The 19,462-nt window shown below is 75.1% G+C and carries 19 protein-coding genes and 1 riboswitch; of the genes, 5 read left to right on the top strand and 14 right to left on the bottom strand.

The window, feature by feature from the left end:
* The first annotated feature begins 91 nt into the window (after positions 1-91).
* Both KKR89_RS01145 and KKR89_RS01140 read left to right on the top strand, forming a co-directional pair.
* Positions 92-742, top strand: coding sequence for an RNA polymerase sigma factor (locus KKR89_RS01145; RefSeq protein ID WP_208196879.1), 651 nt, complete (start codon positions 92-94; stop codon positions 740-742).
* A complete protein-coding gene (locus tag KKR89_RS01140; protein WP_208287569.1) occupies positions 733-1,197 on the top strand; it encodes a hypothetical protein in 465 nt (154 codons plus the stop codon). The genes KKR89_RS01145 and KKR89_RS01140 overlap by 10 nt, the downstream gene beginning before the upstream one ends.
* Before the next feature lie 3 nt (positions 1,198-1,200).
* Here the strand turns inward: KKR89_RS01140 and KKR89_RS01135 are convergent, their stop codons facing one another.
* Positions 1,201-2,430, bottom strand: a complete 1,230-nt coding sequence (locus KKR89_RS01135; RefSeq protein ID WP_208196877.1) for an Nramp family divalent metal transporter — start codon at positions 2,428-2,430, stop codon at positions 1,201-1,203.
* A gap of 43 nt (positions 2,431-2,473) precedes the next feature.
* On the bottom strand, positions 2,474-3,133 hold the full coding sequence (locus tag KKR89_RS01130; RefSeq protein WP_208196876.1) for a hypothetical protein: 660 nt from the start codon (positions 3,131-3,133) through the stop codon (positions 2,474-2,476).
* A gap of 81 nt (positions 3,134-3,214) precedes the next feature.
* On the opposite strand from KKR89_RS01130, the gene KKR89_RS01125 reads away from it, so the two are divergent.
* On the top strand, positions 3,215-4,318 hold the full coding sequence (locus KKR89_RS01125) for a GNAT family N-acetyltransferase (RefSeq protein WP_208196875.1): 1,104 nt from the start codon (positions 3,215-3,217) through the stop codon (positions 4,316-4,318).
* Between the two features lie 16 nt (positions 4,319-4,334).
* Here KKR89_RS01125 and KKR89_RS01120 read toward each other — a convergent pair whose 3' ends face one another.
* The 4 genes from KKR89_RS01120 to KKR89_RS01105 all read right to left on the bottom strand — a co-directional run bounded on the left by KKR89_RS01120 (position 4,335) and on the right by KKR89_RS01105 (position 9,100).
* Positions 4,335-5,084: an SRPBCC family protein gene (locus tag KKR89_RS01120; RefSeq protein WP_208196874.1), complete on the bottom strand. Its 750-nt coding sequence runs from the start codon at positions 5,082-5,084 to the stop codon at positions 4,335-4,337.
* A 60-nt stretch (positions 5,085-5,144) separates the two neighbouring features.
* Positions 5,145-6,194: an ABC transporter ATP-binding protein gene (locus tag KKR89_RS01115; protein WP_208196873.1), complete on the bottom strand. Its 1,050-nt coding sequence runs from the start codon at positions 6,192-6,194 to the stop codon at positions 5,145-5,147.
* Positions 6,191-7,864: an ABC transporter permease gene (locus tag KKR89_RS01110; protein WP_208196872.1), complete on the bottom strand. Its 1,674-nt coding sequence runs from the start codon at positions 7,862-7,864 to the stop codon at positions 6,191-6,193. Before KKR89_RS01110 ends, KKR89_RS01115 begins: the two co-directional genes overlap by 4 nt.
* Positions 7,865-7,993: 129 nt before the next feature.
* Positions 7,994-9,100: a thiamine ABC transporter substrate-binding protein gene (locus KKR89_RS01105; protein WP_208196871.1), complete on the bottom strand. Its 1,107-nt coding sequence runs from the start codon at positions 9,098-9,100 to the stop codon at positions 7,994-7,996.
* An 86-nt stretch (positions 9,101-9,186) separates the two neighbouring features.
* A riboswitch (TPP riboswitch) is annotated at positions 9,187-9,318 on the bottom strand.
* A gap of 78 nt (positions 9,319-9,396) precedes the next feature.
* Between KKR89_RS01105 and KKR89_RS01100 the strand changes: the two genes are divergently transcribed.
* Positions 9,397-9,666, top strand: coding sequence for a DUF4235 domain-containing protein (locus tag KKR89_RS01100; protein ID WP_208196870.1), 270 nt, complete (start codon positions 9,397-9,399; stop codon positions 9,664-9,666).
* A gap of 15 nt (positions 9,667-9,681) precedes the next feature.
* On the opposite strand, the gene KKR89_RS01095 is transcribed toward KKR89_RS01100, so the two are convergent.
* Both KKR89_RS01095 and KKR89_RS01090 read right to left on the bottom strand, forming a co-directional pair.
* Complete coding sequence (locus KKR89_RS01095) at positions 9,682-10,608, bottom strand: hypothetical protein (RefSeq protein ID WP_251140959.1); 927 nt, start codon at positions 10,606-10,608, stop codon at positions 9,682-9,684.
* Complete coding sequence (locus KKR89_RS01090) at positions 10,605-11,081, bottom strand: hypothetical protein (protein WP_208196869.1); 477 nt, start codon at positions 11,079-11,081, stop codon at positions 10,605-10,607. The genes KKR89_RS01095 and KKR89_RS01090 overlap by 4 nt, the downstream gene beginning before the upstream one ends.
* A 115-nt stretch (positions 11,082-11,196) precedes the next feature.
* Between KKR89_RS01090 and KKR89_RS01085 the strand changes: the two genes are divergently transcribed.
* Positions 11,197-12,657 carry a phytoene desaturase family protein gene (locus KKR89_RS01085; protein WP_208196868.1) on the top strand — a complete coding sequence of 487 codons (1,461 nt, stop codon included), beginning with the start codon at positions 11,197-11,199 and terminating at the stop codon, positions 12,655-12,657.
* Positions 12,658-12,672: 15 nt separating this feature from the next.
* Here the strand turns inward: KKR89_RS01085 and mnhG are convergent, their stop codons facing one another.
* The 6 genes from mnhG to KKR89_RS01055 are packed head-to-tail and all read right to left on the bottom strand — an operon-like array spanning position 12,673 to position 19,345.
* Entirely contained in the window at positions 12,673-13,056 is a 384-nt protein-coding gene (gene mnhG, locus KKR89_RS01080) for a monovalent cation/H(+) antiporter subunit G (RefSeq protein ID WP_208196867.1), read from the bottom strand.
* Complete coding sequence (locus KKR89_RS01075; RefSeq protein WP_208196866.1) at positions 13,053-13,550, bottom strand: monovalent cation/H+ antiporter complex subunit F; 498 nt, start codon at positions 13,548-13,550, stop codon at positions 13,053-13,055. The genes mnhG and KKR89_RS01075 overlap by 4 nt, the downstream gene beginning before the upstream one ends.
* A complete protein-coding gene (locus KKR89_RS01070) occupies positions 13,547-14,122 on the bottom strand; it encodes a Na+/H+ antiporter subunit E (RefSeq protein WP_208196865.1) in 576 nt (191 codons plus the stop codon). The genes KKR89_RS01075 and KKR89_RS01070 overlap by 4 nt, the downstream gene beginning before the upstream one ends.
* The gene (locus tag KKR89_RS01065; RefSeq protein WP_208196864.1) at positions 14,119-15,672 is read right to left on the bottom strand and encodes a Na+/H+ antiporter subunit D; all 1,554 of its coding nucleotides are present in this window, start codon (positions 15,670-15,672) and stop codon (positions 14,119-14,121) included. Before KKR89_RS01065 ends, KKR89_RS01070 begins: the two co-directional genes overlap by 4 nt.
* The gene (locus KKR89_RS01060; protein ID WP_208197278.1) at positions 15,669-16,196 is read right to left on the bottom strand and encodes a Na(+)/H(+) antiporter subunit C; all 528 of its coding nucleotides are present in this window, start codon (positions 16,194-16,196) and stop codon (positions 15,669-15,671) included. The genes KKR89_RS01065 and KKR89_RS01060 overlap by 4 nt, the downstream gene beginning before the upstream one ends.
* Positions 16,197-16,207: 11 nt before the next feature.
* Positions 16,208-19,345 carry a Na+/H+ antiporter subunit A gene (locus KKR89_RS01055; RefSeq protein WP_251140958.1) on the bottom strand — a complete coding sequence of 1,046 codons (3,138 nt, stop codon included), beginning with the start codon at positions 19,343-19,345 and terminating at the stop codon, positions 16,208-16,210.
* Positions 19,346-19,462: the final 117 nt, after the last annotated feature.

Here is a 19,462-nt window from a genome sequence, read left to right as displayed (position 1 = left end):
GGGTGCCGATCAGCAGGGGGACGCGGACACTGATGGAGTGCCCTCCCGAGCGGTGTCGTCACGGCAGACCGAGTGTGATCTAGGTCACACTGTGCTGCACCGCGACCCCGTGGAGCCCGTCACGACCCCGCCCGCCCCGACCCGGCCACCCGTGTCGGCGCCGCGCCGGGAGGCACCCGCGGTCGAGGTCCACGACGACCGCCCGGACCACACCCTCGTCGGACGCGCCGCGCTCGGGGACCACGCCGCCTTCACCACGCTCGCCACGCGTCACGGCGCAGCCCTCTACCGGTACGCCCGCCGCCTCCTGCCGTCCGCGCAGGACGCGGAGGACGCCGTGCAGGACGCTCTCACCGCCGCCTGGCTCGGCGCCGACGGGTACCGCGGTGACGCGAGCGTGCGCACGTGGCTGTTCGGCATCCAGACCAACTGCGTGCGCCGCTCGGCACGCCGGCGCAGCCACGCGGCCGTCCCCGTGCCGGACGACGCCCGCGACGAGGCGCGTGACCTCACGAGCGACGAGCCCGCCGAGCACCTCCTGGCCACCGACCTGCGCGCCGCCCTGGACCGCGCGCTCGCGGGCCTGCCCGGGCCGCAGCGCGCGGTGTGGCTGCTCGTCGAGGTCGAGGGCATGACCTACGCGGAGGCCGCGCGCGTGCTGGGCACGACCCACGCCGCGGTACGCGGTTCCCTCGAGCGCGCGCGCCACACGCTGACAGGGCGGTTCGCGTCATGGCGGTGAACGAGCGGGGGCAGGCCGAGGACGACGCGCTCACCCTCCTGCACCTGGCGACGGCACGCCTGCGCCGGCACACCGACGACGGCTGGGTGGCCGTCGCACCCCGCGTGCTCGCCTCGGCCCTCGCGGCGCTGCGGACGTCGCACCCCGTGCGGGGCCGGCACTCCGAGGGCGACTTCTCCGTCGCGGACGGGGTGCTGCGCGCGTCGGTGCGGACCCTGCTGGACGGTGATCCCCGCCTGCGGGTCAGCCGCATCGCGTTCCGCACCGACGCCGACGGCACGCTCGAGCAGGCGGTGGTGGAGCTCTCGGCGGCCTACCTGCAGCCCATCGCGCCGCTGGCCGACGACGTGCGCCGCACCGTGGCGCGGCACCTGCGCGACGTCCTCGGCGACCCCGACCTGCCCGACGCGGTGGTGAGCGTGGACCTGGTGGTCACCGACGTGCACCGGCCGTGAGCCTCACGCGACCAGCAGCACCAGCAGCGCGACGTTGAGGACGACCACGAGCCCGACGACGACGCACAGCACGGCGTGCAGCCACGGGCCGTTGCGGTCGGCACCCATGAGCTCGGGGTCGCGGCCGAACCGCACGAGGGGGACGAGCGCGAACGGGATGCCGAAGCTGAGCACCACCTGCGAGAGCACGAGCGTCCACGTGGGGTCCGCGCCGAGCGCGAGCAGCACGATCGCGGGGACGAGCGTGACGACGCGGCGCAGCAGCAGCGGGAAGCGCCGGTGCAGCAGGCCCTCCATGATCGTCGCGCCCGCGTAGGCGCCGACGGACGTCGACGCGAGCCCGGACGCGAGCAGGCCGATCGCGAACGCGAGCCCGACGGCCGGGCCGAGCGCCGCGACGATCGCGCCGTGCGCGCCCTCGATGGTGTCCGTTCCCGCGGTGCCCTGCAGGCCCGCCGCGGCGAGCAGCAGCAGGCCGATGTTGACGGCGCCGGCGACGACCAGCGCGACCCCGACGTCCCAGCGCGTCGCGCGCAGCAGCAGGCGCCGCCCGGAGCCCTCCGGGGACCGTCCGTGGCGGTCGCGCACGAGGGCGGAGTGCACGTAGATGGCGTGCGGCATGACGGTCGCGCCGAGCATGCTCGCGGCGAGCAGGACGGAGTCGGACCCGGCGAACCGGGGGACCAGGCCGCCGAGCACGCCGCCCGGGTCCGGCGGGGAGACGAGCAGGCCGACGAGGAAGCCCACGGTGATGACGGCGAGCAGCGCGACGACGACGCCCTCGAAGCGGCGCTGCCCGTACCGGTCCTGCGTGGCGAGCAGGACCATCGAGGCGACGCCGACGATCAGCCCCCCGAGCGGCAGCGGCACCCCGAACAGCAGGTGCAGCGCGATCGCGCCGCCGACGACCTCGGCGACGTCGGTGGCGGCCGCGACCACCTCGGCCTGCGCCCAGAAGGCCAGGCGCGGGCCGCGGCGCAGGCGGCGCCCGAGGACGCCGGGCAGGGACTCCCCGGTGACCAGACCGAGCTTCGCCGACTGGTACTGCACGAGCACGGCCATGACGTTGGCCGCGACCAGGACCCACAGCAGCAGGTACCCGTAGCGCGCGCCCGCGGTGAGGTTGGCGGCGACGTTGCCGGGGTCGACGTAGGCGATGGCGGCGACGAAGGCCGGGCCGAGCAGCACGGGGACGCGGGCGGCCGCGGTCACCCCCGGCGCAGGAGTTCGCATGCCCGAACTTTACCCATCGCCCGCCGTGGCGCGCTGCGAACGGTCAGGCGGCGACGACCGACCGCTCCCAGGCGCGGTCCTCGACCTGCCGGAACCCGACCCGCTCGAGGTAGTCGGCCGCACCCGGCGGCGCGCTCGGCACGACGAGCCGACGCAGCCCGTGGCGCACGAACACGTCGGAGTCCCGGTACACGAACTCGCCGGGCGTGAAGTCACGGAACCGGGGTGTCACCCAGTCCAGGGCGACCACACCCGTGCCGTCCCCGACGTCACGCACCAGCACCACGCCGACCGTCTCGTCGCCGCGCACGACGAGGAACGCGAGCCTCTCGCCGCGGGTGTCGCCCTCGACCGCGTCGTCCTCGACCACGTCGTCCCGCGGGACGGTCCGGTGCCGCGCGACGTCGTCGGCGTGCACCGCCAGCACGTGCCGCAGGTAGGCGTCGTCGGGCGCCACCTCGACCACCGCGTACACGGCCGCGTCCGACCGCTCGCGGCGCATCCGCCACAGCCAGTAGGCGTCGATGACCGCGATCGCCCCGTTCATCGCCGCGAACGCCCAGATGCCGAACACCGCGTTGTACGCGGTCGCCAGGACCGCCCCGGCGAGGTTCATCACGCGGAACCGCCACACGCGCGCCTGCATGAGCGACACGACGACGAGCACGGACCCGGCCCAGCCCACGACCTCCCACCACGGCATGCCCGCAGGCTAGGCCCCGGGTCGCCCCGGGAGCGGCAAAAGAGGTCGACGTGGGGCGGCACGGCGCGGATCGTGGGACGCATGACGACGTGGTCGATCCGCGAGCTGCCCGTGCCGGCCTCCCTCGAGGCCCCCGACGCGTGGCTGCTGCACGGCATGGTGCAGGCGCAGAACGAGACGACCCGCGACCGGTGGGGGACCGACGACTTCGCGACGACCCCGCGCCGCGCGCTCTCGCAGCTCGTGCACCAGGAGTACGACCAGCGCGTGCGGCTCGTGGCGCTCGACGAGGACGCGCGGCAGCCCGACCCGGCCCGCGTGCTCGGGTACGCGCGCCTCGACCTGCCGCGGCACGACAACACGCACACCGGCTGGTGCGACATCGGCGTCCGTCCGGCCCACCGGCGCCGGGGCATCGGTGACGTGCTGCACGCCGCGGCGCTCGACGCGGCACGGGAGGCGCAGCGCACGCACCTGCTCGCGGAGACCAGCCAGGCCGTCGAGCCCGCCCCGGGACCGGGGACGCTCGGCGCGCCGACGGGCGCCGGCCTGGTGTCCGCCGACGACGCCGACGTCCGGTTCGCGCTCGCGCACGGCTGGACGCTCGAGCAGGTGGCGCGGCACTCGCGGCTGACCCTGCCGCTCGACGCCGACGCCGTGGAGGCGCACCGGGCCGGCGCGGCCGCGGTCGCGGGCCCCGACTACCGGACCGTGACATGGGCCGGCGCCACCCCCGACGCCCTGGCCGGGCAGCTCGCCGCGCTGCGGACCAGCATGAGCACTGACGAGCCGACCGCGGGCCTCGACGTGGGCGAGGAGGCGTGGGACGCGGCCCGCGTGCTCGCGGCGGACGCCGAGACGCTCGGCCGCGGCGAGCACCTGCTGACGACGGCGGCCGAGCACGTGCCGTCGGGCCGGCTCGTCGCGTACTCCCAGCTCATGGTCCCGCCGCACACCGACGAGTTCGCCTGGCAGGAGGACACGATCGTGCAGCGTGAGCACCGCGGGCACCGGCTCGGCATGCTCGTCAAGGCCGTCCAGCTGCAGCACCTCGCCGCGGCCTACCCGACGGTCCGGCGCATCAGCACCGGCAACGCCGAGGAGAACCGATGGATGCTCGCGATCAACGTCGCCCTGGGCTTCCGGGCCGCGGGCGGCAGCGGGGTGTGGCAGCGCAGCCTGTAGTCCGGCCAGCCTGTCGTCAGACCCGCACGGTGCGGCCCCACCAGCCGGCCCAGCGCCGCCGCGCCTCGTCGAGCACGCCCGCGTCCAGTCCGTAGGTCGACAGGGTCGCGTCGACCGTGCCGTGCGGCGGCCGCTCGGCCGCGGGCCGCATGACCAGCACGAGCAGCGACTGCGCGATGCCGTGCAGGTGGATGCCCACCTGGTGCTCGGTCTTGTAGACGACCGTGCCGCCGACGCGGGAGCCGTCGGGCCGGGTCGCCTCGACGTGGCCGTGCACGGGCAGGCCCCGCACGCCGTGCAGACCGGCACGGAACAGCAGCGGGTCGCGCCGCTCGCCCGCGTCCATGCCGTGCGACGTGAGCGTCACGCGGTCCTCGCCGGGGTGGACGTCGAGCGCGAACGCCAGCTGGTGGACGAACTGGATCCAGCCCTCGTCCATCTCGTCGAAGATGCCGTCGAACCGCGAGAGCCCCTCGTGGCTGGGCCGCGTGAGGACGATGCGCGTGGTCGTGGGCTCGTCGTCGCGTGCCGTGACGGTGAGCCGGTCGTGGTTGCGCCACGCGAGGGAGCGGGTGGCGCGGCCGTCCGAGTGGTCGTGCTCGTGGCGCACGTCGTCGACGAAGATCTCGCGGATCTCGGCGTCGAGGCCGTCGTAGTCCCAGCCGAACCACCTGCGCACCAGGTGCGGGTCGCGCAGGTGCTCCCACACGACGTCGATCGGGGTGCGGACCTCCACGGAGACGACCTCACGACGCTCGAGGCTCATGCCCTTCACCTCACTGCTCCTGGGGGGCGGGGGCCGGCACCCTCGCCTGGTGCCCCGACGTTAGTCCGGCAGCCCCGCGACCGCAGCGGCATCGACGCGCAGGCGCACGTCCGTGCCCGGGGCGCAGGTCCAGCCCGCGGGCGCGAACGCGCTGACGCGCCCGACACCGTCGACGTCCACGACGACCTCCGTGCGACCCCGGCGCGAGCGCAGGACCTGCACCGTGCCGGTCACGGGCGGCGCACCGTCGGGCGCGACCACGAACGCGCCGGCCGCGAGCGCCAGGACCCCGCCGGGCGGCAGCAGCGCGACGCCCGCGGCGCGGGTCGCGTCGACGAGGGCGCGTACGGCCGGCACGGCCGGTACGCCGGGCGCCGGCACGTCGACGAACGCCTCGTACCCGAGGAACTCGGCGACGCGCCGCGAGGCGGGCCGGGCCCACAGCGCGCCGGGGGCCGCGACCTGCAGCAGGCGCCCGGCGTCCATGACGGCGACGCGGTCGGCCACGGCGAACGCCTCGTCCTGGTCGTGCGTGACGAACAGCGCCGTGGTCCCCGTCGCGGTCAGGACGTCGCGCAGGTCGAGCGCAAGACGCTCGCGCAGAGCGCGGTCGAGCGCGGACAGCGGCTCGTCGAGGAGCAGCAGGCGCGGGCGCGGGGCCAGCGCGCGGGCGAGCGCGACGCGCTGGCGCTCGCCGCCCGACAGCGTCGCGACGTCGCGGCGCTGCGTGCCGGGCAGGCCGACGAGGTCGAGCAGCTCGGCGACCCGGGCCTCGCGCGCCGTGCGGGCGCGCCGCTCGGGCAGCCCGTAGGCGACGTTGCCCGCGACGTCCCGGTGGGCGAAGAGCTGGCCGTCCTGGAAGAGCAGGCCGAACCCGCGGCGGTGCACGGGCACGTCGGCGACGGACACGCCGTCCCACGCGACGTCGCCCGCGGCGAGCGGCTCGAGGCCGGCGACGGCCCGCAGCAGCGAGGACTTGCCGCATCCGGACGGGCCGAGCAGCGCGACGACCTCGCCGGTCGGCACGGTCAGGTCGACCCCGTCGACGGCCGCCGACGCCGCCCCCGGGTAGCGCACGACCACGTCGGCGACCTGCAGACCGTCGCTCACCACGCACCCCCGGTCCCCGGGCGGCGCAGCCGCTCGCACACGGCCACGACGCCCGCCGTCAGCGCGGCGAGCAGCACGGACGCCGCGAGCGCGGCCCCGTAGTTCTCGGCGCCGGGACGTCCCAGCAGCCGGAAGATCACGACCGGCAGGGTCGGCTCCTGCGGCCGGGCCAGGAACGACGTCGCACCGAACTCACCCAGCGACGCCGCGAACGCGAACCCCAGCGCGAGCCCGACGGCCCGCAGCGCCACGGCCAGGTCGACGGTCCGCAGGACGCGCCCGGGCGACGCGCCCAGCGTCGCGGCCACCTCGCGCTGGCGCGGGTCGACCGCCCGCAGCACGGGCAGCACCGTGCGCACGACGAGCGGCACCGCGACGACCGCCTGCGCGACCGCGACCAGCACGGGCGACGCCCGCAGGTCCACGGGCAGGCCGAGGGGCGCGTCCATCGACACGAGGAACCCGAAGCCGACGGTCACGGCGGACACCCCCAGCGGCAGCATGAACAGCGCGTCGAGCCCGGCGACCGCGCGCCGTGCGGCAGCGCGGCGCGGCCGGCGCGACACGACGAGCGCCACGAGACCCCCGACGACCAGAGCGATCAGGGTGGCGTCCACGGCCGTGCGCACCGACGTCCCGGCGGCCTGCCACGCGGAGACCGCCAGCGTGTCCTGCGGCACCGCGAGCGCGGCGTAGTTGTCCAGCCCCCACCCGCGCGGCGTGCGCAGCGAGCGGACGACGAGGTTGAGCAGCGGCAGCGCGAGCAGCCCGGCGACGGTGACGGCCGTGACGGCGACCGCGACGGCGTCGAGCGGGTCGCGCAGCCGCACCGGGTGGGCGGTCGCGGCGGGCGCACCGAGGGCGAGCGCGCGCTCGGTGCGGGCCCGGGCACGCCCCGCGACGGACAGCGCGGCGACCACCACGACGAGCTGCACGACCGACAGCACCGCGGCGGCCCGCAGGTCGAGGAACTGCGTGGTCTGGATCCAGATCTCCGTCTCGACGGTCCCGTACCGGCGCCCGCCCAGCACCAGGACGGTCCCGAACGCCGTCGCGCAGAACAGGAACACGAGCGACGCGGCCGATGCGATCGCCGGGCCGAGCGCGGGCAGCGTGACGGTGCGCAGCACGCGCCACGGCGAGGCGCCCAGCGCGCGGGCGGCCTGCTCGGCGCGCGGGTCGAGGCGCTCCCACATGCCCCCGACGGTCCGGACCACGACGGCGTAGTTGAAGAACACGAGCGCGAGGACGATCGCGGTGAACGTGCCGTCCAGACCCAGGCCGCCCAGCAGCCCCCCGTCGACGAGCAGGGAACGGAACGCGACGCCGACGACGACCGTCGGCAGCACGAACGGGACGGTGACGAACGCGCGCAGCGCCCCGCGCCCGGGGAACCGGCAGCGGTACAGCAGGTACGCGCCGGGCACGCCGAGCAGCACGGCGCCGGCCGTGCCGAGCGCGGCCTGCGCGAGCGTCTGCCCGACGACCCGCCACGTGCGCGGCCGGGAGAACACGTCGCCGAACCCGCCCAGGTCGAGCCGCCCGTCGGCCACGAACCCGCGCCCGACGATCTCGGCGACGGGCCACACGAAGAACGCGGTGAGGAAGGCCAGCGGCACGACGACGGCCAGACCCCACCCGAGCCCGGCACGCCACCCGCGGCCGGGCACCCGCGCGCGTCCGCCACCGGGCGGCGCACCGGCACCCCGCGGACCCCGCGGACGGGGCGCGGGGTCCCGGTGCGGGGCCGGCGGCGGGGGCGCGGTGGCCGGGCCGGACGCGGGGGCGGCGGGCACGGGTCAGCCGATGACCGTGTCGGACCAGGTGGTGAGCCACTGCTCGCGGTGCTCCGCGACGTCGGCGGGCGCGACCGTGAACGGCTTCTCCGCGAGCGGCGCCCACGACACCCACTCCGGCGGCAGGTCGACGCTCGAGCTCACCGGGTACATGTACATCGACACCGGGATGTCGGCCTGCACGTCGTCGGACAGCAGGAACTCCAGGAGCTGCGCGGCGCCCTCGGGGTTGGCCGCCCCCGCCAGCACGCCCGCGTACTCGACCTGGCGGAAGCACGTGTCGAGCAGCGCGCGCGTCGTCGGGGCGTCACCGCCCTCGGGGACGGTGTACGGCGGCGACGACGCGTACGACAGCACGACGGGGCGCGGGCCGTCGCCGCCGCCCGCGGTGAAGTCGGTGTAGTAGGCCTCGGACCAGCCGTCGGCGACCTGCAGCCCGTTGTCCCGCAGGCCCGCCCAGTAGTCGACCCAGCCGTCCTCGCCGAACGCCCCGACCGTGGCCAGCAGGAACGCCAGGCCCGGGGACGACGTCACGGGGTCGGGCACGACGACGAGGTCGCGGTACGCCGGGTCGAGCAGCGACTCCAGCGTCGTCGGCTCGGGCACGCCGCGGGACGCGAACCACGCGGTGTCGACGTTGAGGCACACGTCGCCGAGGTCGACGGCGGTCAGGGCGCCGTCCTCGTCGCCCGGCACGGCGTGCTCCGCGGCGTCCTGCACCGCCGGGGCGTCGATCTCGACCGGCACGACGACGCCCTCGTCGAGCGCGCGCGACGCGAACGCGTTGTCGATGCCGAACACGAGGTCGCCCAGGGGCGCGTCCTTCGTCAGGACCAGCTGGTTGACCAGCGCGCCCGCGTCCGCCTGCTGCACGACCTGCACGCTCAGCCCCGACTCGTCCTCGAAGCGCTCCAGCAGGCCGTCGGACAGCGCGAACGACTCGTGCGTCACCAGCGTGACCGTGCCGGCCCCGGCGGTCGCCCCGTCCGCCGTCGGGCCGCCGGTCGCCGAGCACGCGGTCAGCGCGAGCAGCGCTGCGGCGGCGACCGCGGGGACGGCGGCGTGCCGGGCTCGGGTGCGTGCGGCGGTGCGGGGCCGGGGGGTGGTCATGTCGCGGTCGTCCTCCGTCGTGGTCGGAGAGGTCCCGCGCCCGCCGCGCACGGCACCGGGGACCGGGCCGCGCACGACGACCACGGGAGGAGAGAAGCCCGACTCCCTACGCCGGTACCAACCGGATCAGGTTCGAGGGTCTGCGGTGGTCCGCACTCTCAGCGTCCTCGTGCCGCACCCGGTCGGGCCCGGCAGCTGACGCTCCCCTGTCGTTCAGGGGCGATCCTAACCCCGACCTGTGGGATCGCCCGATGACGGGTAGCGTCCGTGCAGGCGAGGACGACGAGGAGGCCCGGATGACGAGCGACGAGAAGAAGCAGTCCATGAGCGCCAAGATCGTGGGCGCGGTGGTCGCGCTGGCGGCGACCTGGGTGGTGCACCGCGTGATCGACTCGGTGTGGGAGAAGACCAGGGGCCACAAGCCGCCCGCGGCGGACTCCAGCGAAGACGACATCAACTTCGGCGAGGTCGCCGCGGCGGCCGCCGTCACCGGCGCGGCCATCGGGCTCTCGCGCGTGCTCGCGACCCGCGGCGCCGCGAAGATCGCCGCGCGCATCGTCGGCTGACCGTCGTCGGCTGACCTACGGTCGCCGCGCGGCACCCCGCCGCGCGGCGACCGCACGCACGAGCGCAGCGGGGGCCTCGCGCAGCGGCACGTCGCGCGGCAGCCCCAGCGGCACGGCCACGGCCACCACGGTGAGCACCCACGCCCAGTAGTCCAGGCCGAGGAACGCCCAGATGCTCCCGTGCATCACGAGCACGGCCAGCGCGAACGGGATCCGGGTGGCGCGCAGCGCGAGCAGCACGGGCGCACCGAGCTCGAGGCAGATCGCGCCGCCGGCGAGCAGCTGCGGCAGCCACGGCTGGTCGGCGACCAGGTGGGTGAACCCGTCACCGAACGGGGATCTGCCCCAGCGCAGCACCCACGCCATGTTGTCGCCGACGACCCAGTCGATGCCGCTGTGCCGCAGCTTCTGCGCGCCCGTGAGGAAGTACACCGTGGCGACGACAGCCAGGGCGGCGCGCGGCGGCCAGCCCCACGCGACCCGCTCGTCGCGCGCGCCCACGTCCCTGCCGGGCACCCGGGCGAGCAGCAGGACGGCACCCACCGTGACCGTCAGGACGTCGTTGTGCATGACCTTGCCCGAGCTGCCCCACAGCCCCGCCAGGACCGTGTAGGCGACCCACGCGAGCGCGAAGCCGGCGCGCGGGCTGCGACGGGCGACGACGAGCGTCACGCCGACCAGGCCCGCGACCTGCAGGGCCACGAGCAGCCACGGCGGCACCGGCGCGGGGAACCAGCCGACCAGGGTGGCGCGGAACGTCAGGACCTCGGGCCGCTCGGCCACGAGCGTCCAGTCGCGGGTCGCGAGCCGCAGCCCGATGACGAGCGCGACGAGCGTGTGCACCTCGAGGAGGCGGAACGCCGGGCCCGGGGCGACCAGCCGGTCGTCGACGCGCGCGAGCAGCTCCCGGCGGCGCATGACCACGGGCGCCGCGGTGATCACGGGGCGACCTCGACGAGCAGCGTGCGGGACGTCTCGCGCCGTTCACCGGTGTCGGGGTCCAGCTCGAGCACGACCCGCTCCAACCGCGCGTCCGCGACGCCTCCGGGGTCGATGCCCGCGGCCCGCAGCCACGCCCGCACCATCGCCCGCTGCTCGCCCGGGGCGGCGTCGCGGACGCGTGGGTACTGCCGGCCCGTCGTGGCGACCACCGGGTTGCGCGGGTCCAGGCGCACGGGCGTGCGTGTGCCGTCGGGTGCGACCGCGACCAGCTCGACCGACGCCGCGGTGCCCGTGCGCACGTCGCTGAACAGCCGGTAGGCGGTCAGCGGCCACAGCTCGTGCTGGAACGCCGCGACGAGGAGCAGGAGGCCGACGGCGGACCAGGTCACGCCCCGCGCCCGGCGGCGCTCGCGCGTCTCGTCGTCCGCGGGTGCGCCCGTCGACAGCAGGCCTGCCTCACGACCGTCGCCCACACGTCCCTCGACCTTCTCGCGGCGCCCCGGATGTCCAGGTCGTCAGGTTACGGGCGGGCACGGCACCCGGGGGCGAGTTCGCGTCCTGGACGTGGACGACGCGAGAATGGCGCCCATGGACGTCGTCGTCGTCGGTTCCGGACCCAACGGTCTCGCTGCTGCGGTCACGATGGCGCGCGCCGGGCTGTCCGTCACCGTGCTGGAGGCACAGCCCACCGTCGGCGGCGGCGCACGCACGCTGGACCTCGGCCTGGCCGACGGCGTGGTGCACGACGTCTGCTCGGCGGTCCACCCGATGGCGTGGGCGTCCCCGTTCTTCCAGGCGTTCGGGCTCGAGCGCCGCGTCGAGCTGCTGGTCCCCGAGGTCTCGTTCGCCCAGCCGCTGCCCGACGGCCGCGCCGGGATCGCGTGGCACGACCTGGACCGGACGGTCGCGGGGCTCGACGAGGACGGGCCCGCGTGGCGCTCGCTCGTCGGTGCCCTGTCGCGGCACACCGACGACGTCGTGCGCGTCGCCCTCGGCGACAAGCGCAGCATCCCCGCCGGCCTGGTACCCGGCGGCCTCGTCGGGGCGGCCCGGTTCGGCCTGGGCGTCGCCGAGCAGGGCACGCCCGCGTGGGGCGCGCGGTTCCGCGGCGACGTGGCCCCCGCGCTGCTCACCGGGGTCGCCGCGCACGCCATCTCGCGCCTGCCCAGCCTCGCCGGCGCGGGCACGGCCCTGCTCCTGGCGTCCCTGGCGCACGCGGGCCAGGGCTGGCCGATCCCGCGCGGCGGCTCGGGCGCGATCGTCGCCGCACTGGTCGAAGACCTGCGCGCGCACGGCGGGACGGTCGTCACCGACCACCCCGTACGCTCGCGCGCCGACCTCCCGGCCGCCCGGTGCTACCTGTTCGACACCACGCCCCGCGGGCTCGTGGACGTGCTGGGCGACGAGCTGCCCGCCCGCCGGCGCGCGGCGCTCGAGCGTTACCGGCACGGCGACGCCGCGTCGAAGGTCGACTTCGTCCTGTCGGCGCCCGTGCCGTGGGAGCACCCCGACGTCGCGCGCGCCGGCACCGTGCACGTGGGCGGGACGCGCGCCGAGATGGCGCGCGCCGAGGCGGACGTCCACGCGGGGCGCCACGCCGAGCTGCCGATGTGCCTGGTCAGCGACCCGTCGGTCGTCGACGACGGCCGCCGCAGCGGCGACCTGCGTCCCCTGTGGTCCTACGCGCACGTCCCGGCGGGGTCGGACGTCGACACGACCGAGGCCGTCACGCGGCACATCGAGCGGTACGCCCCGGGGTTCCGGGACGTCGTCGTGGCGTCCCGGTGCGTGCCCGCGTCGCAGATGTCGCACCACAACGCCAACTACGTCGGTGGCGACATCTCCGCGGGCGCCGTGGACCTGCCGCAGATGTTCGCGCGGCCCACGCCGACGCTCGACCCGTACGCCGCCGGTGCCGACGGCGTGTACCTGTGCTCCGCGGCGACCCCGCCGGGCCCCGGCGTGCACGGGCTCGGCGGGTGGTTCGCCGCGAGCCGCGCGCTGCGCCGCGAGTTCGGCATCCGCGTCCGGTCGGTGTTCGCCGCCTGACGGACGGGCGACGCCTCAGACGTCGTCGCCGGTCCCGTCGGTCTGGGTGTCGTCGAGGTCGCGCGTCAGCTCGTCGACCACCAGCAGGTCGTTGCGGACCTTGCCGGTCCGGAAGCCCGCGCGCCCGACCATGTGCGCGGCCACCGGTGCCGTGAGCATCTGGAAGATCGCCACGAGCACGAGCGCCCACACCGCGCCACCCTCGCGCAGGCGCAGCGCGAGGCCGACGAGCACGAGGATCAGGCCCAGCACCTGCGGCTTGGTGCCGGCGTGCATGCGGGCCAGCAGGTCGGGGAAGCGCAGGGCGCCGACGCCCGCGGCGAACGCGAAGAACGCGCCGCCCAGCAGGCAGATGATCGACACGGCGTCCGCGGCCGCCTCCCACATCGTGGCGCTCATCGTGCCTCCTCGTCGGCGGGGCCGCCGTGGTGCTCGTCGTCCGGCTCGGGCTCGACGGTGTCGCGCGAGCTCGACGGGACGTCGCGCTCCGCGTCGGCGACGGCCTGCTCCTCGGCCTCGACCACGCGGCGGCGACGGCGGCGCGTCTCCTCCTCCTCCTGCTCGAGGCGGCGCTTCTCCGCCTCCTCGGCGGCGACCTCCTCACGCGTGCGCACCCGGCCCTCGCCCTCGGGCTCGACGGACGCGAACCGCGCGACCGTCACCGAGCCCACGAACCCGACGAGCGACAGCACGACGAGCAGGGGCACGACGTCGGCACGCCGGAAGTACGCCGCGTACAGGGCGACGGCGGCGATCATCGTCGTGACGACGATGTCGAGCGCGACGGTCCGGTCGAGGATCGACGGCCCCTTCTCGGCCCGCACGATCGCGAGGGCCGCACCGAGGGTCAGCAGCACCCCGCCGATCACGACGACGACGTCGAACGGGCTCATCGCGACGCCACCTCCCGGTCACGACGTCCGCGCGGCAGGCCCGCGTCCGCCAGCTCCTGGTCGGACGCGAGCGCCCGCAGCACCCGCGCCTCCTGGTCGAGCACGCTCTGGCGCGCCTTCTCGACGCCGCCGCTGGTCTCGACGTCCAGGACGTGCACGTACAGGCGTCCGGTGAGCCGGTGCGCCTCGACGATGATCGACCCGGGCACGAGGGACACGAGCTCGGCCGTCATCGTCAGGTACAGGTCGGAGTGGCTGCGCAGCTGCACGCAGATCACCGCGCCCCGCGGCGTGTACCGGGGGCGCAGCGCCACGACGCTGACCTCGAACGACGCCCGCACGAGGTCGACCGCGAACCGCCCCAGCAGGACCAGCAGCCCCACCGGGTGCACGCGGCCGTGGAAGTCGACGGGCGTCATGCGCAGGCCGACCGTGACGAGGATGCCCAGCAGGGCGCCGTTGACGATGTTGCCCCACGTGACGTCGCCCCACAGCAGCACCCACACGACGGTGAGCCAGGCGATCGTCGCCCACTGGAAGCGCCAGCCGGTGCGGCGCGGGTGCAGGCTCATCCCCCCACCTCCGCGTCGTCGGCCGCACGCTGCGACTCGCCCTCGCCGCGCTGACCGTCGGGCAGCACGGCCTCGATGTACGGCCAGCGCTCCTGCAGCGTCTGCGCGGCGCGTCCCGTGTAGCCGTACAGCGGGCCGGCGAAGACGGTGAGCGCGAGGCTCACGACGACGAGCGCGGCCGTGGGCGCGACCATCATCATCGGCACCCGGTTGGCGGGCAGCTCCTCCGGCGGGCTCTGCCAGAACGCCTTGTTCCACGCCTTGATCAGCGCGTACAGCGTCAGCAGCGACGTCACGACGGACCCCACGACCAGCGCGTACCCGGTCGGCGTGCCCAGCTCGACGCCCGCCTCCAGCAGCCCCACCTTGCCGAGGAACCCGGAGAACGGCGGGATGCCGCCGAGGTTCATCGCGGGCACGAAGAACAGCACCGCCAGCACGGGCGTCATCTTCGCCAGCCCGCCGAGGCGGTCCAGGGACGTCGTGCCCCCGAAGCGTTCGATGAGCCCGACGACGAGGAACAGCGCGGTCTGCACGGTGATGTGGTGCGCGACGTAGTAGATCGCGGCGCTCCAGCCGTGCACGCTGCCCAGCGCGATGCCGAACATCATGTAGCCGATGTGGCTGACGAGCGTGAAGGACAGCAGACGCTTGACGTCGTCCTGCGCGACCGCGCCGAGGATGCCCACGACCATGGTCGCCAGCGCGACCCACATGAGGATGTCGTCGAGCCGCCCGCCCGGGAACAGCAGCGACTGCGTCCGGATGATCGCGTAGACGCCGACCTTGGTGAGCAGGCCCGCGAACACCGCCGTGACGGGCGCCGGCGCCGTCGGGTAGGAGTCCGGCAGCCACGACGACAGCGGGAACACGGCCGCCTTGATGCCGAACGCCAGCAGCAGCATGCACTGCAGCACCAGCCGGACCCCGGGGTCCACCTCCGGCAGCCGGATCGCGAGCTGCGCGAGGTTGACGGTGCCCACGGCCGCGTAGATCGCGGCGATCGCGACGAGGAACAGCACCGAGGACAGGATCGCGACGACGACGTAGATCGTCCCGGCACGGATCCGCTCGCGCGTCCCCGACAGCGTGATGAGCACGTACGACGCCGCGAGCAGGATCTCGAAGCCCACGTAGATGTTGAACAGGTCGCCGGAGAGGAACGCGTTGGCGACGCCCGCCGACAGCACGAGGTACGTGGGGTGGAAGATCGAGATGGGCGCGAACCGCTCACCGTCCTCGCGGCCCTGCGCCAGGGAGTAGATCAGGACGCACAGGATCACGACGGACGACACCGTGAGCATGAGGGCCGACAGGCGGTCCGCCACGAGGCTGATGCCGACGGGCGCCGCCCAGTCGCCGACCTCGACGACCACGGGTCCGGAGTCCGCGATGACGAGCAGCGCGGCCGACACCACGGCCACGATCGTCAGGGTCGCGAGCGAGACGATGCGCTGCAGCCGCGGGCGGCGGTACAGCGCGAGCGCCAGGCCGGCAGCCGACAGCGGCAGCACCACGGGCAGGGGGACGAGCCAGCCCCAGTCGGTCATCGTCCCTCCTCCCGGTGGGTGTGGTCGGTGCGCGGCGGCGGGCGTTCCCACGGGGCCTCGTCGAACGCCTCGCCCTCGTCGGTCTCGTCGCGGGCGCTGGCGGCCTCCTCGTCGAGCGTCTCGCCGTCGGACTCGGTGTCGTCGTCCTCGAACGCGCGCTCGTCGCGGGCGGCGAGGCGCACGATGCGGCGGTCCTCGACGTCGTCCTGCACCTCGTCGTGGCGGTGCAGCTGCCACGAGCGGTAGGCCATGGCCAGCAGGAACGCCGTCAGCCCGAGCGTGATGACGATGGCCGTGAGGATGAGCGCCTGCGGCAGCGGGTCGCTCATCGGCCGGTCGGACGCGACGCCGATGAGGGGCGGCGCGCCGGCCGCGCCGCCGGCGACGAGGATCAGCAGGTTGGTGCCGTTGCTGAGCAGCACGATGCCCAGCAGGATGCGCGTCAGGCTGCGCTCGAGGACGAGGTAGACCCCGACGGTGAACAGCACCCCGATCGTCACGACGAACACGAGGTTGGGGCTCATCACGACGTCCGTCACGGGGTCACCCCCCGACCGGAGCCGCCCAGGTCCGGCGGCACTGCTCCCGCGTCCACGGCGCCCGACCGGGTGCGCGCGACCACGACGTGGTCGTACCCGCTGACGGCGTGCTCGGCGACGTCGTCCTCACCGGTCTCGGCGCGACGGTCGATCTCGGCCCCCACGCTGCGCAGGATGTCCAGGACGAGCCCCACGACGACGAGGTACACCCCGACGTCGAAGAACAGGCTGGTCACGAGCTTGACCTCCCCCCAGAGCGGGAGGTGGAACTCGAAGATCCAGGACTCCAGCACGTTGCCGCCGACGAACAGCGCCACGAGCCCGACACCGGCCGACAGGAACAGCCCGGTGCCCAGGAGCACGCCCGGCTGCACGGGCGCGGCCTCGCCCAGCTCGTAGCGGCCGCCGGCGAGGTACCGCACCGCGAGCGCGATGCCCGTCACGAGGCCCGCGGCGAACCCGCCGCCGGGCTGGTTGTGACCGCTGAACAGCAGGAACGCGGAGTACACGATCATCGTGTGGAACAGCAGGCGCACGACGACCTCGAACACCACGGACCGGCGCTGCGGCGCGACGGTGCGCCCGGCGCGCAGCCACTCGCGCGCACGCGACCCGACGGCGCGCGGCGTGCCCGCCGACGGCGTCGGGGGTGCCTCGACGTCCGCCTCGCCCATGTCGGGTGCCGTGCTCGGGCGCCGCAGCGTCGCCATGGGGTCCGGCGTGCCGCCCCACACCGCGCGGTCGGCGGGCGCCTCGCGCTCGCGGAAGATCCGGCCGCCGCGCGCCGACAGGAACACGAGCGACGCGACGCCCGTGGCGGCCACGAGCAGCACCGAGATCTCGCCCATCGTGTCCCAGGCGCGGATGTCGACGAGGGTCACGTTGACGATGTTCTTGCCGCCCCCGAACTCGTAGGCCTCGGTCGCGAAGTCCGCCGACACCGGCGGGTGCACGCGCGCCGACGGTGCCACCAGCGCCACACCGGCCACCACGAGCCCGACGGCGAGACCCAGGCCGAGCCGCACCCAGCGCGACCCGGCGAGCGGCCGGTCGGAGAAGTACGGGGGGAGGCGGCGCAGCACGAGCACGAACACGACGAGCGTGATGGTCTCGACGAGCACCTGGGTGACCGCGAGGTCCGGCGCGCCGTAGAGCAGGAACATGCCGGCGATCGAGTACCCGCAGATGCCGGAGAGGATGACGGCCTTGAGACGCCGGCGGGCCCGCGCCACGAGGATCGCGGCGACGATCGCCGCGCCCGCGAAGACGGTCTGGGCCGCGTAGTCCCACGGCCGGGTCTCGGTGGGCAGCGACGTGCCGGTGAGCAGCGCCGTCCCGACCGCCACGACCCAGGTGAGGAGGATGACGCCGAGGTACAGCGGCAGCGAACCACGCTGCGTGACGGCCGTGACGTCGGCCGCGAGGTCGTCGAGCTTGCGCATCGAGCGGCGGTAGGTGTGGTCGGCCTCGATGAGGTGCGGCACGCGCGCCTGCCACCGCTCGACCTTGTCGCGCACGAGGAACAGCAGGCCGCCGACGCTCAGGATGCCGACCGTCAGCCACAGGACGAGGCCGAACCCGCCCCACAGCAGCAGGTGGCCGGGCTCCCCCACCGGGTACGTCCCGGCGTACGGCGCGAGCAGGTGCTCGCCGAGGTGCGGCAGCAGCGCGACCGCCAGGCCGAGGAACGACAGGATGAGCGCGGGCGCGGTCAGCAGGAACGAGGGGCGCATGACGGGCGCCGGCTCGACCGACTCGTCGCCGCCCACGGCCAGCGACGTGGTCGTCGCGACGCCGTCGGAGTCCTGCGTCTTGGACTGCGGCACGAGCGCGTCCTTGGTCGCGAACGCGCCCCACCAGAACCGCAGCCCGTACGCGACGGTGAGCGCCGACCCGACGACGACGGCTGCGAGGACGATCCAGCCGATCGTGCCGTCCTCGAGGTGGGCGACGCCCTCGAGCCCCGCCTCCTTGGCGACGTACCCCGCGAAGGGCGGCAGCCCGATCATCGACGCGGTCGCGAGCCCGCCCGCGAGCGCGGTCCACGGCAGCGCCCTGCCCACGCCGGACAGGCGCCGCAGGTCGCGTGTGCCGCACGCGACGTCGACCGTGCCGACGACGAGGAACAGCGCCGCCTTGAACATCGCGTGCGCGCCGAGCATCGCGAGCCCCGCCAGCGCCGTGGCCTTCGTGCCGAGGCCCACGAGCAGGATGATGAGGCCGAGCTGGCTGACGGTGCCGAACGCGAGGACGAGCTTGAGGTCGTGCTGGCGCAGGGCCCGGTAGCCGCCGAGCAGCAGCGTCCCGCACCCGAGGACCACGATCGTCCAGCGCCACACCGGCAGCTCGGAGTAGGCGGGCGCGAAGCGCGCGACCAGGTAGACGCCGGCCTTCACCATCGCCGCGGCGTGCAGGTACGCGCTGACGGGCGTCGGGGCCGCCATGGCCGCGGGCAGCCAGAAGTGGAAGGGGATCAGTGCCGACTTCGTCGCGGCGCCCGCGAGCAGGCACACGACGGCGGCGACGACCGCGGCCGACGCGGCCGGCGGGTCCGCCATGAGCGCGGACATCGAGTACGTCCCCGCGGCGTGGCCCAGGATGACGACGCCGACGAGCATCGCCAACCCGCCCGCGGTCGTCACGATGATCGCCTGCATGGCGGCGCGACGGCTCGCCTTGCGGTCGGCGTAGTGCCCGATGAGCAGGTACGACGTGACCGTCGTGAGCTCCCAGAACACGAACATCAGCAGCATGTCGTCGGCCGTGACGAGGCCGAGCATGGACCCCGCGAACGCCGTGAACACGCCGCCGAACCGGCTCAGCCCGGACGCCGTGGGCGAGAAGTACGCGGCGCAGTAGACGAGCACGAGCGCGCCGACACCGCCGACCACGACCGTCATCAGCCACGACAGGGTGTCGAGCCGGAAGCTCAGCTCGAGCCCGAGCGCGGGCACCCACTCGAGCACCTCGGTCGGGCCGCGCCCGGCCTGCACCTCGCCCGTCCAGGTCAGCGCCCACACGGCCGCCGACGCGGGCGCCGCCGCGAGCGCCCAGAACGCGCGGCGGCCCCACCAGCGGAAGAGGAAGGGCGCGACCAGGGCTGCTGCGAGGTGGATCGTCAGCAGCAGCAGCACGTCCGGCTCCGTCCGTGTCGGGGGCGGGTGGTCGGTCGGTCGGTGTGTCCGGGCCGTCGGGGACGGTCCGGGGGCACGGACCCGGTCCGCTCACGCGAGGCCGGGGGCCGCAGCCCG

This window comes from Cellulomonas dongxiuzhuiae (genome assembly GCF_018623035.1).
GTDB lineage: Bacteria > Actinomycetota > Actinomycetes > Actinomycetales > Cellulomonadaceae > Cellulomonas > Cellulomonas dongxiuzhuiae.
This window is presented reverse-complemented; position numbering and strand designations above follow the sequence as displayed.

Excerpts from the sequence above, each read along its gene's own strand:
- KKR89_RS01125 (WP_208196875.1), top strand. The coding sequence starts at position 3,215 with ATGACGACGTGGTCGATCCGCGAGCTGCCCGTGCCGGCCTCCCTCGAG.
- KKR89_RS01075 (WP_208196866.1), bottom strand. The coding sequence starts at position 13,550 with ATGAGCCCGTTCGACGTCGTCGTCGTGATCGGCGGGGTGCTGCTGACC.
- KKR89_RS01105 (WP_208196871.1), bottom strand. The coding sequence starts at position 9,100 with ATGACCACCCCCCGGCCCCGCACCGCCGCACGCACCCGAGCCCGGCAC.
- mnhG (WP_208196867.1), bottom strand. The coding sequence starts at position 13,056 with ATGAGCGCCACGATGTGGGAGGCGGCCGCGGACGCCGTGTCGATCATC.
- KKR89_RS01070 (WP_208196865.1), bottom strand. The coding sequence starts at position 14,122 with ATGAGCCTGCACCCGCGCCGCACCGGCTGGCGCTTCCAGTGGGCGACG.
- KKR89_RS01130 (WP_208196876.1), bottom strand. The coding sequence starts at position 3,133 with ATGCCGTGGTGGGAGGTCGTGGGCTGGGCCGGGTCCGTGCTCGTCGTC.
- KKR89_RS01135 (WP_208196877.1), bottom strand. The coding sequence starts at position 2,430 with ATGCGAACTCCTGCGCCGGGGGTGACCGCGGCCGCCCGCGTCCCCGTG.
- KKR89_RS01065 (WP_208196864.1), bottom strand. The coding sequence starts at position 15,672 with ATGACCGACTGGGGCTGGCTCGTCCCCCTGCCCGTGGTGCTGCCGCTG.
- KKR89_RS01140 (WP_208287569.1), top strand. The coding sequence starts at position 733 with ATGGCGGTGAACGAGCGGGGGCAGGCCGAGGACGACGCGCTCACCCTC.
- KKR89_RS01120 (WP_208196874.1), bottom strand. The coding sequence starts at position 5,084 with ATGAGCCTCGAGCGTCGTGAGGTCGTCTCCGTGGAGGTCCGCACCCCG.
- KKR89_RS01085 (WP_208196868.1), top strand. The coding sequence starts at position 11,197 with ATGGACGTCGTCGTCGTCGGTTCCGGACCCAACGGTCTCGCTGCTGCG.
- KKR89_RS01100 (WP_208196870.1), top strand. The coding sequence starts at position 9,397 with ATGACGAGCGACGAGAAGAAGCAGTCCATGAGCGCCAAGATCGTGGGC.
- KKR89_RS01060 (WP_208197278.1), bottom strand. The coding sequence starts at position 16,196 with ATGAGCCCCAACCTCGTGTTCGTCGTGACGATCGGGGTGCTGTTCACC.